The organism is Agarivorans sp. QJM3NY_33 (genome assembly GCF_050870865.2).
Lineage (GTDB): Bacteria > Pseudomonadota > Gammaproteobacteria > Enterobacterales > Celerinatantimonadaceae > Agarivorans.
The window spans coordinates 4,137,434-4,149,798 of record NZ_CP194039.2 but is presented as its reverse complement, the minus strand read 5'-3'; the positions used below and the strand labels follow the sequence as shown (position 1 = coordinate 4,149,798).

The 12,365-nt window shown below is 45.2% G+C and carries 15 protein-coding genes; 13 read left to right on the top strand and 2 right to left on the bottom strand.

Annotation, left to right across the window (positions count from 1 at the left end; genetic code table 11):
• The first annotated feature begins 87 nt into the window (after positions 1-87).
• The 11 genes from rpsF to ACRRSY_RS18525 all read left to right on the top strand — a co-directional run bounded on the left by rpsF (position 88) and on the right by ACRRSY_RS18525 (position 9,147).
• Positions 88-519 (top strand): 30S ribosomal protein S6, encoded by a 432-nt coding sequence (gene rpsF / locus ACRRSY_RS18575; RefSeq protein WP_432460113.1) that lies wholly within the window; start codon positions 88-90, stop codon positions 517-519.
• Between the two features lie 5 nt (positions 520-524).
• Positions 525-839: a primosomal replication protein N gene (priB, locus tag ACRRSY_RS18570; RefSeq protein ID WP_432456081.1), complete on the top strand. Its 315-nt coding sequence runs from the start codon at positions 525-527 to the stop codon at positions 837-839.
• A gap of 4 nt (positions 840-843) precedes the next feature.
• On the top strand, positions 844-1,071 hold the full coding sequence (rpsR, locus tag ACRRSY_RS18565) for a 30S ribosomal protein S18 (protein WP_137673721.1): 228 nt from the start codon (positions 844-846) through the stop codon (positions 1,069-1,071).
• A 47-nt stretch (positions 1,072-1,118) separates the two neighbouring features.
• A complete protein-coding gene (gene rplI, locus ACRRSY_RS18560; RefSeq protein ID WP_432460112.1) occupies positions 1,119-1,571 on the top strand; it encodes a 50S ribosomal protein L9 in 453 nt (150 codons plus the stop codon).
• Positions 1,572-1,829: 258 nt separating this feature from the next.
• Positions 1,830-3,005, top strand: coding sequence for an ABC transporter substrate-binding protein (locus ACRRSY_RS18555; protein WP_432464732.1), 1,176 nt, complete (start codon positions 1,830-1,832; stop codon positions 3,003-3,005).
• Entirely contained in the window at positions 3,002-4,690 is a 1,689-nt protein-coding gene (locus ACRRSY_RS18550; protein ID WP_432463789.1) for an ABC transporter permease, read from the top strand. Before ACRRSY_RS18555 ends, ACRRSY_RS18550 begins: the two co-directional genes overlap by 4 nt.
• Positions 4,690-5,307, top strand: coding sequence for an ATP-binding cassette domain-containing protein (locus ACRRSY_RS18545; RefSeq protein ID WP_432463788.1), 618 nt, complete (start codon positions 4,690-4,692; stop codon positions 5,305-5,307). Before ACRRSY_RS18550 ends, ACRRSY_RS18545 begins: the two co-directional genes overlap by 1 nt.
• A 134-nt stretch (positions 5,308-5,441) precedes the next feature.
• Positions 5,442-5,735 (top strand): c-type cytochrome, encoded by a 294-nt coding sequence (locus tag ACRRSY_RS18540; protein WP_432456085.1) that lies wholly within the window; start codon positions 5,442-5,444, stop codon positions 5,733-5,735.
• 132 nt (positions 5,736-5,867) lie between these two features.
• A complete protein-coding gene (dnaB, locus tag ACRRSY_RS18535; protein WP_432460107.1) occupies positions 5,868-7,286 on the top strand; it encodes a replicative DNA helicase in 1,419 nt (472 codons plus the stop codon).
• 6 nt (positions 7,287-7,292) lie between these two features.
• On the top strand, positions 7,293-8,372 hold the full coding sequence (gene alr, locus ACRRSY_RS18530; protein WP_432463787.1) for an alanine racemase: 1,080 nt from the start codon (positions 7,293-7,295) through the stop codon (positions 8,370-8,372).
• 169 nt (positions 8,373-8,541) lie between these two features.
• Complete coding sequence (locus ACRRSY_RS18525; protein WP_432456088.1) at positions 8,542-9,147, top strand: peroxiredoxin C; 606 nt, start codon at positions 8,542-8,544, stop codon at positions 9,145-9,147.
• A gap of 70 nt (positions 9,148-9,217) precedes the next feature.
• Here the strand turns inward: ACRRSY_RS18525 and ACRRSY_RS18520 are convergent, their stop codons facing one another.
• Entirely contained in the window at positions 9,218-9,685 is a 468-nt protein-coding gene (locus ACRRSY_RS18520) for a chemotaxis protein CheX (protein ID WP_432456089.1), read from the bottom strand.
• Between the two features lie 410 nt (positions 9,686-10,095).
• Between ACRRSY_RS18520 and dusA the strand changes: the two genes are divergently transcribed.
• Both dusA and ACRRSY_RS18510 read left to right on the top strand, forming a co-directional pair.
• Positions 10,096-11,088, top strand: coding sequence for a tRNA dihydrouridine(20/20a) synthase DusA (gene dusA / locus ACRRSY_RS18515; protein ID WP_432463786.1), 993 nt, complete (start codon positions 10,096-10,098; stop codon positions 11,086-11,088).
• A gap of 116 nt (positions 11,089-11,204) precedes the next feature.
• On the top strand, positions 11,205-11,843 hold the full coding sequence (locus ACRRSY_RS18510) for a super-infection exclusion protein B (protein WP_432451771.1): 639 nt from the start codon (positions 11,205-11,207) through the stop codon (positions 11,841-11,843).
• A 7-nt stretch (positions 11,844-11,850) separates the two neighbouring features.
• Here the strand turns inward: ACRRSY_RS18510 and ACRRSY_RS18505 are convergent, their stop codons facing one another.
• Positions 11,851-12,306: a methylglyoxal synthase gene (locus ACRRSY_RS18505; RefSeq protein ID WP_432451772.1), complete on the bottom strand. Its 456-nt coding sequence runs from the start codon at positions 12,304-12,306 to the stop codon at positions 11,851-11,853.
• Positions 12,307-12,365 lie beyond the last annotated feature (59 nt).

Here is a 12,365-nt window from a genome sequence, read left to right as displayed (position 1 = left end):
CCCCTAAAACAGTCATTTTATTTTTAGTTCCTTGCCTCTTCGGTTTGACTGTACCATGAACGAGGCTATAACCCGTAGGGAGCAATCATGCGTCATTACGAAATCGTATTCATGGTCCACCCAGACCAGAGCGAACAAGTTCCAGGTATGATCGAACGTTATTCTGCTGTTATTAATGATAACGGCGGAAACATCCATCGCTTGGAAGATTGGGGCCGTCGTCAATTGGCTTACCCAATCGAGAAGCTGCATAAAGCACACTATGTTCTTTTGAACATTGAAGCCAGCGCAGAAGTTATTGATGAATTGGAAACTGCTTTCCGTTTCAACGATGCTGTTATCCGCAACATGATCATGCGCACTAAAGCTGCTGTGACAGAAATGTCTGCAATTGCTAAAGCTAGAGATGAGCGTCCAGCTCGTCGTGATGATGAGCGTCCAGCTCGTCGTGAAGAAGCTACAGTAACTGAAGAAGCTCCAGTAGTTGAAGCTAACGAAGAGTCAGCTAGCGAAGAATAAGACGAATGTCTGAAAATAGGTTGGTTTTGCAGGGGCGGGTAATTCGCGCACCAAAACGCTCTACCAGTCCAGCCGGTGTTGCTCATTGCCAATTTTGGTTAGAGCATCGTTCGCAGCAGCAAGAAGCTGGATTTTCTCGTCAGGCCTATTGCCAAATAGCAGTAGTCGCAAGTGGCGATATTTTGAAGCAAGATTCATCGCATATAAGTATGGGGTGTGAGGTAAAAGTAAGTGGCTTTTTAAATAGCCACAAAGCGGCCAACGGTAGTTATCGATTGGTACTTCATGCTTCTGAAATTGATTTGTTATCACGAGGATAATGTTATGGCACGTTTTTTCCGTCGTCGTAAATTCTGCCGCTTTTCAGCGGAAGGTGTTGTAGAGATTGATTATAAAGATACTACAACATTGAAAAACTACATCACTGAAAGTGGTAAAATTGTACCGAGTCGTATTACTGGTACAAGCGCTAAATACCAACGTCAACTTGCACGTGCTATTAAGCGTGCTCGTTACCTGGCTCTATTGCCATACACTGATTTACATAAGTAAATCTTTGGCATTAGCCTAACTCAACCGAGATTATTCGAGGAAAGGTAATGGAAATTATTTTATTAGACAAAATCGCTAATTTAGGCGGTTTGGGCGACCAAGTTAATGTGAAAGCAGGTTACGCACGTAACTTCTTGATCCCTCAAGGTAAAGCTGTACCAGCAACTAAATCAAACGTCGAAGTTTTTGAAACTCGTCGTGCTGAATTAGAAGCTAAATTAGCTGAAACTCTAAAAGTAGCTGAAGCTCGCGCTGAGAAACTAAATGCTCTAGAAGCAATCGTTATCTCTGCAAAATCGGGTGAAGAAGGTAAACTATTTGGTTCTATCGGGACTCGTGATATCGCTGACGCAATTACTGCGGCTGGGGTTGAAGTAACGAAATCAGAAGTACGTTTATCTAACGGTGTATTGCGCAACACAGGTGAATTTGACATTGTTGTTCAAGTTCACGGTGAAGTCAGTGCAACGATTGCTTTACAAGTTGTCGCTGCAGAATAAAATTCTCAGCCACGACTATTAAAAACCGCGCCTCGGCGCGGTTTTTGTGTTTTTAGACTATGATTTTATTAAGTTTTGAAAGATTGTAGGGATTACTCCGGTTATCTTAATTAGTGAGTTTAACTCGAGTTGCTTGTGAACTGCTTAGCGATGATTTGGCTGAGTCCATCGTGCTGCAGCTCAGGGCTGAAGTCTAGATAAAGCGATGTGATTATCGCGCTATTTAACACAATAACAGGGAGCGTGAACGTGCGGTTAATGATGCTGGTGGTAGCCATTTTTATAAGTTCAGTGAGTTTTGCCAATTCGAGTTGGTCGGACATTGAGCAGCAGGCCAAAGGACAAACCGTTTACTTCAATGCCTGGGCGGGGGCCGATAACATTAATGCTTATATTCGCTGGGCTGGTGAGCAAGTGAAACAGCGTTATCAGATTAACTTGGTGCATGTGAAAGTTAACGACACCGCCAATGTGGTAAGTCGAATTTTAGCTGAAAAAAGCAGTGGCCGAGTTGATGGTGGCAGTGTTGATTTAGTCTGGGTGAATGGTGAGAACTTTCGCAGCTTAAAACAGGCGCAACTGTTGTATGGGCCTTTTAGTCAACGCTTACCCAATCTGGCGTTAACCGATCAAAGTAGTCCAGCACTTAAATTTGATTTTACCCTACCAGTTGAGGGTTATGAGTCCCCATGGGGCGGTGCCCAACTTACCTTTTACTACGACGCTGAGCGGCTTAATCAGGCACCCGATTCTGCACCAGCTTTATTAAGCTATTTGCAGATGCATCCTGGTTTATTCAGTTATCCCGCACCACCTAGCTTTTATGGGACGACCTTCATTAAGCAAATACTGTTAGAAACAATTGAGGATCCTCAGCGGCTTTATCATCCGGTTGATAAGCAAACATTTAGTGCGCTCACCGCCCCGCTTTGGGCCTATTTAGACCAATTACACCCTTTATTGTGGCGGGGGGGGCAGAGCTTTCCGAGCGGTAGTGGTCAAATGCAACAATTATTGAATGATGGTGAATTAACCATTGCTTTTAGTTTTAATCCTAATGATGCTGCCGCAGCAGTTAAACAAGGATTGCTGCCGAATACAGTAGAAAGTTATGTTCATAAAAATGGAACTTTGGGAAATACTCACTTTTTGGCGATTCCTTTCAATAGTGATGCGTCCGCTGCGGCGATGGTGGTGGCGAATTTCTTATTGTCACCAGAGGCGCAAGCGCGTAAAGCCGATTTGGCTTATTGGGGAGATCCTAGCGTATTGTCTTTGAATAAATTGACCAAGCCGCAGCGCGCGTTGTTTGCCAAGGCTCAATCAAGCCCGGCCAGTTTAAGTTCTGCCGATCGAGCTAAAGTACTTGCAGAGCCGCATGCAAGCTGGGTTGCGTTATTAGAAGCAGAGTGGTTACGTCGTTATTCTAGATGAGAAGTGGATGGGGTAAGTTTAGCGCGATATTTCCTATATTGACGGGGGGACTATTGTTAGTGCCCTTGTTATTTGGTTTTATCGAGACGGTGTTGCCAGCTTTCGATTATTTTCCGATTGCTGGAAAAAACCAAGCGAATCTTTCTCAGTGGCAGGCACTATTTTCTCAGCCTTCTCTATGGGCTTCGATTGGTTTGTCGTTACTGACCGGTTGGGTGGCAAGTCTCTTGTCGCTGTTTACCGCATTATGGTTGGCGATGCACTGTTATGGGAGTTCTTGGTGGCGTTTTTTGGAGCGCAGTCTCGCGCCATTTTTAGCCATTCCTCATGCGGCTTTAGCCATTGCGCTATTATTCTTATTGGCGCCTAGCGGTTGGTTGATGCGCCTTGTTTCCCCTTGGTTGACTGGCTTTGCTTATCCACCGATGTGGCAAAGCACTCAAGATAGCTGGGGAATCAGCTTAATTTTGGCTCTGTGGGCGAAAGAGTTACCTTTTTTACTGTTTGTGTTAATGGCGAGTTGCTCGCAAATTGCGGTGCAACGTAGTCTCGCCTTAGGCCAAAGTTATGGTTATTCGACCGTTCAGCTATGGCGAAGCATATTAATCCCCCAACTGCTGCCTCGCTTGAGGTTAGCGTTTTTTACGGTGCTCGCATTTTCTTTAACCGTGGTTGATGTAGCACAAATCATTGGTCCGAGTAGACCGACTACTTTTGCGATGCAGATATGGCAATGGCTTAGCGATAGCGATATTGAACGCCGATTGATGGGAACCTCCGGAGCCTTATTGTTACTCGGCTTGGTTATTTTAAGTTTGGCCTTAGCGTTAGTATTGGAGAAATTATATCTGCGGTGTAATTTGCGCTTGAGTATGCAAGGACGCCGCAGAGCGGCTTCGAATGTGAAGCCTGCTCGGGCCTTATTGCTATTTCTGGTGCTGCTATTACTGAGTTGCTTGCTGTTGTTAAGTATTTGGTCCTTTACTTGGCACTGGCGCTTCCCTGACAGCCTGCCTGCACAATGGAGCGCACACTACTGGCTGCAAGCGGGGAGCTATTTATCTCAGCCGTTGCTGAATAGTCTGATCATCGCGTTGAGTTCGGCTAGCATCAGTTTGTTGTTAGTGGTGGGTTGCTTAGAATATCAAATGCGACAGCTCAAATATTCTAAGTGGTGGTCGGTGCTCATGTATTTGCCACTGCTATTACCGCAAGTGGTATTCTTATTTGGGGTTCAGGTGCAGTTGTTCAAATACCGTTTAGACGGCACGATGCTTGCGGTAGTATGGGCGCATTTACTATTTGTTTTACCTTACGTTTATTTAACTTTGGCTGATAATTATCGTCGCTTTGATGTTCGCTTTATGCAAGCAGCAGTGAGCTTGTCACATAGTTATTGGCGTAGTTTTTGGCGGGTTAAATTGGCGATGCTGAGTAAGCCTTTAGGCCTTGCCTTTGCCATTGGTTTTGCAGTGAGCATCGCGCAGTATCTACCCACCTTATTTGTTGGAGGAGGACGGGTGCCAACTCTCACGACCGAAGCGGTAGCGCTGGCTTCTGGAGGCGACCGGAGGGTGACGGCAGTGATGGTCATTTGGCAGAGCTTATTGCCTTTATTAGTTTATGTTGCGGTGATTTCTTGGCCTAAATGGCGTTATCGTCACTATCGAGGAATGCAGAACTGATGTTGTTAATCGATGATTTTAATTTGTATTTGGCGAAACAGGTGCTGTTAAGTGGTTTTCACTTAAGGGTGGAGCGGGGAGAAATTGTCACCCTCATGGGCCCTAGTGGCTGTGGTAAATCGAGCTTGTTGGCGGCTATAGCAGGCACGCTGGATGGTAATTTTACTTGTAGTGGAACTATTCAGTTGGCCAATCGGGAGATTAGTAAGCTCCCGCAAGCACAGCGCCGAGTTGGAATGCTATTTCAAGATGACCTCCTGTTTCCGCATTTTAATGTGGCGCAGAATCTGCAATTTGCTTTAGCTCAACGGGAGCAAGCTGCGGCGTCATCTATCATTGCGCAGGCGCTGGCTGATGCTGGCATGGCGGGTTATCAGCAGCGAGATGTTGCAAGTCTCTCTGGAGGGCAACGCGCACGGATCAGCGTGTTAAGAAGTTTACTGGCACAGCCGCAACTATTATTACTTGATGAGCCCTTTAGTAAATTAGATACGCCACTTCGCCAGCAGTTTCGTCAGTTTGTGAAAGATAAAATAGAAGCGCTAAATATTCCCGCGATTGTGGTGACTCATGATGTAGAAGATTGCTTGCAAGCGTCGGCACTCCAAATTTTTTGAGCTTGGTTCACGGCTTGTTAGGCTTAAGCTGTTGCTATTTTAGATTATTTGCTAAGCTCAATTTAGCTGGGGTTAAGCTTGTGGAGAGTGTCTGGCATGTCCTGGTTTCATCAATAACAATAATGAGGAACATAATGAATAAATTGATATTTTCAATGGCGCTGATACTCTCATTTGTCGTATCAACAGCCAATGCCGCCCCAGCTAAGGCCATGATTTGTGCGGCTTGTCATGGCGCGGATGGTAAAGCTGTTATTCCGGGGTATCCTAATTTGGCGGGGCAAAACGAGCAGTATCTGATCTCTTCGCTAAACGCCTATAAGGCGAAACAGCGTAATGGAGGGCAAGCTGCGATTATGCAAGCCCAAGCAGCTTTGCTAAATGATGCAGAGATCGCTGAATTAGCAGCCTATTTTTCAAAAATGTAAGTCCCCCCTTGCGTCTCAAAGCCAGCCTTACGCTGGCTTTGTTGTTTCTTCACTTCCGATAAATGTTACTTGGTGTGATGCTGATATTGGCGCATAATAGTCGGCTGTAATAAACAACCACATTGATAGATTATGGCAGCCAGCGAGCTCTCTCGTAGATTTAAGAATACAGATAAAAAGCCGAAAGATGCACAACTTGACCAACTAAAAGCCCCTCCCCATTCGATTGAAGCAGAGCAGGCGGTGTTGGGGGGGTTAATGCTAGACAATAATGCTTGGGATAATGTGGCCGAGCAGGTGGTTGAGCAGGACTTTTATCAACGCGCCCATCAGCATATTTTTGCCGCAATGACTCGTTTGGCCGAAGCTGGCCAGCCCATCGATTTAGTGACCGTTTCTGAAGAGCTGGAACGTCAAGAGCATTTAGAGGATATTGGTGGATTTGCCTATTTAGGTGAAATTGCCAAGAATACGCCTAGTGCGGCTAACATTCGCGCCTATGCTGAAATTGTACGAGAACGGGCGGTGACCCGCGAGTTGATTGCGGTTGCCAACGAAATTGCCGATAGTTGCTACGAACCACAGGGCCGTAAGAGTAGTGACTTATTAGATTTTGCAGAAAGTAAAGTATTCAAAATTGCTGAATCGCGCGCCAATGCCAATGAAGGTCCCGTTGAAGTTAAAAGTTTGCTCGCAGATACTATCGATAGAATTGAAGAGTTATACAAAGCGCCCAATGATGGGGTGACAGGGGTCTCGACTGGTTTTGCCGATTTGGATAAAAAAACCAGTGGCTTACAAGGCTCTGATTTGATTATTGTGGCGGCCCGACCCTCCATGGGTAAAACCACTTTCGCGATGAACTTGTGTGAATATGCCGCGATGACCCAAGATAAGCCAGTGTTGATTTTTAGCTTAGAGATGCCCTCAGAACAAATTATGATGCGGATGTTGGCCTCATTGGGGCGGATCGATCAAACTAAAATCAGAACCGGTAGTTTAGACGATGATGATTGGGCTCGCTTGTCTTCGACAATGGGTTTAATGGCCGAAAAGTCGAAAATGTATGTGGATGACTCATCGGGTTTAACCCCGACTGAGGTCCGTTCTCGCGCTCGTCGGGTTGCCCGGGAGTCTGGTGGTTTGAGCATGATCATGATCGATTACCTACAATTGATGCAGGTGCCTGGCTTAAGTGAAAATAGGACTCTGGAAATTGCAGAGATTTCTCGCTCACTCAAGTCTCTCGCTAAAGAACTGAATGTGCCAGTGGTGGCCTTATCGCAGCTCAACCGTGGTTTGGAGCAGCGTGCCGATAAACGTCCGATCAACTCCGACTTACGTGAATCGGGTTCTATCGAGCAGGATGCGGACTTAATTATGTTTATCTATCGTGATGAGGTCTACCACGAAGACTCGGCAAATAAAGGCATGGCCGAAATTATTATCGGTAAACAACGGAATGGCCCAATTGGCCGAGTTCCTCTTACTTTCCAGGGACATTTTTCGCGCTTTGATAATTGGGCTGGGGAATTCTTTGATGATGAATAGGCTGTTATGAATATAGTAAAGGCCTTCGTGTCGCTCTCAGCGCTACAACATAACTTTTTGGTCTTAAAGCAGCGCGCGCCACACAGTAAAATTTTAGCGGTGATTAAAGCTAATGCTTATGGTCATGGCATGCTCGAGATCGCTCAAGCTTTACGTGATTTGACCGATGGCTTTGCTGTGGCTCGAGCAGAAGAAGCTTTGACTTTACGTGCTGCGGGGATCGAGTCTAAAATTTTAGCTCTAGAGGGTTTTTTCGACGAAAAACAAGCGCAAGAGTTTGCTGAACAGAATATTTCTTGTGTTATTCATAGTGAACAACAACTGGCTGTACTCGAGCAGATTAGCTTGCCGCAAGCACTCGATTGTTGGTTAAAATTGGACACCGGAATGCATCGTTTAGGTTTTTTGCCTCAACAGTTTAAGCAACTGTTGTCGCGGATCCTAGCCTGCCCGAATATTTTACCCGATTATAAATTAATCAGCCACTTAGCCTGTGCTGATGACTTAGAGCATCCTTTAACTCGCAGACAAATTCATAGTTTTAGCGAATTGTCTTCAGGGTTAGATTGTGAACGTTCTATCGCTCATTCGGCGGGAATTTTGTTATGGCCACAAACCCATGCTGACTGGAACCGTCCTGGCATTGCGCTGTATGGTATTTCACCACAAGTTGATACCCAGGGGGCTGATTTTAACTTACAAGCTGTGATGACCTTGCAATCTCAATTGATCGCAGTACGTGAACAGCCGAAAGGTGAAAGTGTTGGTTATGGTGCGAATTGGTATGCCGAGCAGAACACTCAGTTGGGGGTTGTGGCTATGGGCTATGGGGATGGTTATCCACGTTGTGCGCCAAATGGCACGCCTGTGTGGGTAAATGGTCGTGTGGTTCCTGTGGTTGGTCGGGTATCGATGGACATGTTATGTGTTGATTTGGGGCCTGAAGCCTGCGACCAAGTCGGTGATAAAGTGGTGTTATGGGGAGCGGAACTACCGGTAGAAACTGTTGCGGCAGCCGTGGGTTCCAGTGCATATGAATTAGTGACCAAACTGAGCTCTCGAGTTCAACTCAGTTATGTTAGATAGTATTTACAAGTCATGTTTTTTAGACTATTAGTTGAATGCTGCTCTATTGAGCTTTTATTTAAAAAAATAGTCCAATCGAATTAATTTATTAGATAAATTCGTTTATTTTAGTAAATTAGTGCATTATTTGTAGCGAATATTAGTAACGTATTTAACAAGGAATAATGAAATGAGTGTTTTAGTTGGTCGTCCTGCTCCAGATTTTACTGCTGCTGCCGTGTTAGGTAATGGTGAGATCGTTGATAGTTTTACTTTAAGTGAGCATATCAAAGGCAAAGCTGCAGTTGTATTCTTCTACCCACTAGATTTTACTTTTGTTTGTCCTTCTGAACTTATTGCTTTCGATCATCGTTTTAAAGACTTCCAAGCAAAAGGTGTTGAAGTGATCGGTGTTTCTATCGATTCTCAATTTTCTCATAACGCTTGGCGTAACACTGCAATCGAAGATGGTGGTATTGGTGCGGTTCAATATCCATTGATTGCCGATGTGAAACACGAGATCTGTAAAGCCTATGACGTGGAACATCCTGAAGCGGGTGTCGCTTTCCGTGGTTCTTTCTTAATTGATACCGCGGGTGTAGTTCGTCACCAAGTAGTGAATGATTTACCGCTTGGTCGTAATATCGATGAAATGCTACGTATGGTTGATGCACTAAACTTCCATGAAGAGCATGGTGAAGTTTGTCCTGCACAATGGGAACAGGGTAAAGAGGCAATGGATGCGAGCCCAGAGGGTGTTGCTAAGTATTTGTCAGCGAACGCCGAAGGTTTGTAAATCTAAAATTTATTCGAGAACAAAAAGCCCACTCTTTAGTGGGCTTTTTTTATTCGCTTAGGCTGGTTTACTAAGTGTTTTCAAAGCATATCTCGATGGTGGCTGAGCCATAAACAGAAGTGAATGGGATTAGTACTTTAGGGCCTTCAGTTTTATGGGTAATGGTATGGGAGGGACCGGATACAACGACAGGGGTCGCCATATTAAAATCGTAACCTTTATCGGCTAACAAGCGTTTCGCGCCACCGGTGACCATATTGGTAATTTCGCCAACCATATCGGTCACTTCTTCGTTGATAGAATCCGGAGCTTCGCCTAACATGCGGCGCATGATCTCAATCGCAAGATCTTTCTCAAAACTAATCGATAACGAACCTTTGGTTTGTTGGCCTACCATGCCGATGAGTCCCGAGACATCACCACGTGCAATCTCATCCTTCTTCAACCCGGGTTTTCCGGGTTTTAGCTCCAACTGAGCCATCGTTTCTAGGACATTAAGAAGAGAACTGAGAAAAGGATTTACAAAATTTACGTCCATAAGGGCTAATGCGCTCCTGTTACTGGTGGTCTTAGTTTGCTGATAAAGAGCATCGCTAAGCCACGAATCAATATTTGAGTAGTTTTAATAAGAATCGCATGAGATCAGAAGCGCTGCAACTTTAACTCAAAACTTTACGAGTCTTCTCACCATTATAGATGAAAACTAGCTATTTTTAGTGAAAAATCAAGCGAATTAAGTTGGCTATAGGGTGAGAAAAAGTTTGTTTGAGAGATGTTTATGATCAGTGAAACGATGCGTAACAGAGTCAAACATTACCAAGTTAGTTCAGAGGGGGGTATAATCGTCCGCTTGTTGTCAGTAGGGGGCTCCAAACCTGACCGCCTACTTTTAGATGCTAGGGAATAACTTAGTGTCGTTGTTTTAATTATTTTTAATATGTTGAGCCCATGACCCAAGTTTACTTATACCCCGCACATCGCTTTTCTGTTGCCCCGATGCTCGATTGGACTGATAGGCATTGTCGTTATTTTTATCGTTTGATGAGTCAGCATAGCTTGTTGTATACCGAAATGGTGACCACGGGCGCGATTTTACATGGGAAAGGTGACTATTTAGGTTTTTCTGAGCAGGAGCATCCGCTTGCATTGCAATTAGGCGGCTCTAATCCTCGAGATCTGCTGGAGTGTGCTAAACAAGCGGAGCAGTTGGGCTACGATGAAGTCAATTTGAATGTTGGCTGTCCTTCGGATCGGGTGCAAAATGGCCGTTTTGGCGCCTGTTTAATGGCTGAACCCAGCTTGGTTGCAGAGTGTGTGAATGCCATGCAACAACACATTAGGATACCAGTGACAGTTAAGACTCGGATCGGTATTGATGAGCAAGATAGCTATTCATTTTTAACCGATTTTATTGAGCCTGTCGCAGCAGCAGGTTGTAGTACTTTTATTATTCATGCTCGTAAGGCTTGGCTGTCGGGTTTAAGCCCTAAGCAAAACCGAGATGTGCCTCCCTTGGATTATACCCGGGCCTATCAAGTGAAACGAGATTATCCGCAGTTAACGATAAGTGTGAATGGCGGCATTAATAGTTTAGAGCAAGCTGAGCAACATCTCGAACAACTCGATGGGGTGATGCTCGGTCGAGAGGTCTATCAGAATCCCTATTTATTGGCGGTTGTGGATCAACGGATTTTTGGCGTTCAGCGGCAACAGCCTTCGCGTCATCAAGTGGTTCAGTTAATGTATCCGTATATTGAACAGCATCTTTCTAACGGCGGTCGTTTACAGCATATTTCTCGGCATATGCTGGGTTTGTTTCAAGGTTGTGTCGGCGCGCGATCCTGGCGACGCCACCTGAGTGAGAATGCCCATAAAGCAGGCGCAGGCATTGAGGTCATGCAAGCTGCATTAGCAAGGGTGCCTGAGTCGCTCGCGACTTAAGTTTGTTGCTTTACCGCCCCTTTGGCTCGAAATCTCTCAGCGCTTGATCATTGTTTGGCATAAGCCTTGCTATCACTATCCTCGAAGAGTCAGGTTTTTGGCAGGAGAGTGCAACAATGGAATTTCTCAGTCGTTTAATTGCGCGTTGGGGCATATTAGACATTTTAATGGCGTGGCTAGTGGTGACAAGCGCTTTATTATTGTTGATCCCGAGTTATTGGTTACCCGAAATGGGTTTTAATGCTCAGCTAAGTTTGGTATTTACTATAAGTTGTGTGGTGGGGTTGGCTTATTTTATCAGCCGTAGCTTACTATTAATCGCGACGGCTGTGGGGCGACATTTAAATGAGCGCCGCGAACACACCCGTTTAGCTGCGATGATTGCTTGTTTAGACCATTCAGAGCGAGCGGTGTTACGTGAGTTTGTGATTACCCGACGGAGTGTCCTTCATCTGCCTTTGGCGGAGCCTGCGGTGAAAAACTTACTCGAAAATGGAGTGTTGAAAGCGATGGAGCTGCAACACATTCAAGAGCAACGGACAAACGTTGATATGATGATCAATCTTGCTGCCCGCCCGATGCTTAGTTACAAGGCTTTGGGTTTACCGGTGGGAAAACTCAACGAGGAACAAATAGAGCATTTAAAGGCTATCCGTCCTCGTTTTTTGCAAGCTGATTATAAGGCCAATCGAACTCACTCGGGTAAGCTATTTCGGATCCGTGCTGACAATAGCGATGGCAGAACGGCTGCTTAACTTTGGCTTATTTAGTCCGATCTTTTAGATAGCCAGCATAATCGGGAACATCAACAGTAAACTCTTGGTTAAAATGACGGCTGGAGAGAATGAAGTCAGCCGTTGCCTGATTGGTTGCCATGGGGATGTTCCAAACGGCAGCTAGGCGAAGTAGGGCTTTCACATCAGGATCATGAGGCACTGCGTCGAGAGGGTCCCAAAAAAAGATCATTAGGTCGATCTTTCCTTCTGCGATCATCGCTCCTAATTGTTGGTCGCCACCCATTGGGCCACTGAGTAAAGCGGTGACTTCAAAGCCTTGTTGACAAAGAAGAGTCCCGGTGGTGCCAGTGCCAAATAATTGGTGTTTTTTCAGTTCGTCCTGATGAATTTTGGCCCAATTCATTAAGGCGCCTTTTTTGTGGTCGTGTGCCACTAAGGCTATCCGTTTACTGACTTGCATGGTGCGGGTTGTTGTGTCCATATTCCCTCTTAACTACCAATAAATAAATTGCGATTATGCGAGCTATGGTACTGTTTGTG

What these genes read in the sequence shown, in the direction of transcription:
- rpsR (WP_137673721.1), top strand. Translation starts at nt 844, where the DNA reads ATGGCACGTTTTTTCCGTCGTCGTAAATTCTGCCGCTTTTCAGCGGAA.
- dusA (WP_432463786.1), top strand. Translation starts at nt 10,096, where the DNA reads ATGACCCAAGTTTACTTATACCCCGCACATCGCTTTTCTGTTGCCCCG.
- rpsF (WP_432460113.1), top strand. Translation starts at nt 88, where the DNA reads ATGCGTCATTACGAAATCGTATTCATGGTCCACCCAGACCAGAGCGAA.
- ACRRSY_RS18550 (WP_432463789.1), top strand. Translation starts at nt 3,002, where the DNA reads ATGAGAAGTGGATGGGGTAAGTTTAGCGCGATATTTCCTATATTGACG.
- ACRRSY_RS18525 (WP_432456088.1), top strand. Translation starts at nt 8,542, where the DNA reads ATGAGTGTTTTAGTTGGTCGTCCTGCTCCAGATTTTACTGCTGCTGCC.
- ACRRSY_RS18540 (WP_432456085.1), top strand. Translation starts at nt 5,442, where the DNA reads ATGAATAAATTGATATTTTCAATGGCGCTGATACTCTCATTTGTCGTA.
- alr (WP_432463787.1), top strand. Translation starts at nt 7,293, where the DNA reads ATGAATATAGTAAAGGCCTTCGTGTCGCTCTCAGCGCTACAACATAAC.
- ACRRSY_RS18555 (WP_432464732.1), top strand. Translation starts at nt 1,830, where the DNA reads ATGATGCTGGTGGTAGCCATTTTTATAAGTTCAGTGAGTTTTGCCAAT.
- priB (WP_432456081.1), top strand. Translation starts at nt 525, where the DNA reads ATGTCTGAAAATAGGTTGGTTTTGCAGGGGCGGGTAATTCGCGCACCA.
- dnaB (WP_432460107.1), top strand. Translation starts at nt 5,868, where the DNA reads ATGGCAGCCAGCGAGCTCTCTCGTAGATTTAAGAATACAGATAAAAAG.
- rplI (WP_432460112.1), top strand. Translation starts at nt 1,119, where the DNA reads ATGGAAATTATTTTATTAGACAAAATCGCTAATTTAGGCGGTTTGGGC.
- ACRRSY_RS18505 (WP_432451772.1), bottom strand. Translation starts at nt 12,306, where the DNA reads ATGGACACAACAACCCGCACCATGCAAGTCAGTAAACGGATAGCCTTA.
- ACRRSY_RS18520 (WP_432456089.1), bottom strand. Translation starts at nt 9,685, where the DNA reads ATGGACGTAAATTTTGTAAATCCTTTTCTCAGTTCTCTTCTTAATGTC.
- ACRRSY_RS18545 (WP_432463788.1), top strand. Translation starts at nt 4,690, where the DNA reads ATGTTGTTAATCGATGATTTTAATTTGTATTTGGCGAAACAGGTGCTG.
- ACRRSY_RS18510 (WP_432451771.1), top strand. Translation starts at nt 11,205, where the DNA reads ATGGAATTTCTCAGTCGTTTAATTGCGCGTTGGGGCATATTAGACATT.